This window comes from Paraburkholderia humisilvae, assembly GCF_902859855.1.
Classification (GTDB): domain Bacteria; phylum Pseudomonadota; class Gammaproteobacteria; order Burkholderiales; family Burkholderiaceae; genus Paraburkholderia; species Paraburkholderia humisilvae.
Genome location: NZ_CADIKH010000333.1, coordinates 1 through 1,419, shown reverse-complemented (window position 1 = coordinate 1,419; position 1,419 = coordinate 1). Strand labels below are relative to the sequence as shown.

1 protein-coding gene is annotated in these 1,419 nt (G+C 60.7%); it reads right to left on the bottom strand.

The window, feature by feature from the left end:
* Nucleotides 1-209 precede the first annotated feature (209 nt).
* Nucleotides 210-1,419, bottom strand: a 1,210-nt coding sequence (locus HV796_RS42325; RefSeq protein ID WP_175233557.1) for a hypothetical protein, incomplete at its 5' end; no start/stop codon positions are given.

Below are 1,419 nucleotides of genomic sequence, written 5' to 3'. Positions count from 1 at the left end.
TCGAGACAGGCGACCCGCCGCCCGGCCGTGGACAACCCGCGACGCAACAGGAGGATCCACACCTGGCTAAAACCAACTGCAGTTCCGTCCGTCGAACCGGGTCACTCTCAGTTAACCCGTCAAAGCGCTGTCAAAACTGGGGGCATTTCGTCGCTCCCAGGATCAGTCCTGTGCCGCTGCGAAGTGTTGTCGCGACACAGTCGGCCGGGTTATCCCTGCTTTTCTGCTTTACTTTGCAGCGTGAACCCGAAGGCCCGGTTGAGCGCAGCGCGCGTGTTGGCCTGCAAGCCATGATGCCGGATCCCCTCGTTGACTGCCTGTTCCAGCGCCGCAGGACGCGCACCCTCACCGCTGCCCGCGGGCACCAGTTGCGACCATGACTGTCCCTGCTCCTCCAGATGCGCCAGGAACCGGTTGACGCTAGAGCGGTAAGCTTTACCCAGTTCTTCAGGCAGATCCTTCAACAGATCCTTGTGCTCCTGAAGATCCGGCGTAAGCCGAACTATTCTTGTGTCGCCTTGCAGTTTGAACCCGAAGGCCCGGTTGAGCGCAGCGCGCGTGCTGGTCTGCAAGCCATGATGCCGGATCCCCTCGTTGACCGCCTGTTCAAGCGCAGCAGGACGCGCACCCGCACTGCTGCCCGCGGCCACCAGTTGCGACCATGACTGTCCCTGCTCTTCCAGATGCGCCAGGAACCGGTTGACGTTAGAGCGGTAAGTCGGACCCAGTTCTTCAGGCAAATCCTTCAGCAGATCCTTGTGCTCCTGAAGATCCGGCGCAAGCCGAACTTCTTTTATGTCGCCTTGCAGCCTGAACCCGAAGGCCTGGTTGAGCGCAGTACGCGTGGTGGCCCGCAAGCCATGATGCCGGATCCCCTCGTTGACTGCCTGTTCAAGCGCGGCAGGCCGCGCACCCGCACCGCTGCCCGCAGGCACCAGTTGTGGCCATGACTGTCCCTGCTCTTCCAGATGCGCCAGGAACCGGTTGACGTTAGAGCGGTAAGTCTGATTTAATTCTTCAGGCAAATCTTTCAGAAGATCCTTGTGCTCCTGAAGATCCGGCGCAAGCCGAACTATTCTTGTGTCACCTTGCAGTTTGAACCCGAAGGCCTGGTTGATGGCTGCGCGCGTGTTAGCCTGCAGGCCATGATGCCGGATACCCTCGGTGACTGCCTGTTCAAGCGCGGCAGGTCGCGCACCCGCAACACTGCCTGCGGGCACCAGTTGCGACCATGACTGCCCCTGCTCTTCCAGATGCAACAGGAACCGCTTGACGTTAGAGCGGTATACCTTATTCAGTTCTTCAGGCAGATCCTTCAGCAGATCGATGTGTTCAGGTAATGCCGGAGCGAACCTTGCGGGGGGCCTTGCGCGACTGCTGCCCGGGAGAGGGGCGGCAGGCTGTCGACGCACTGGAGCG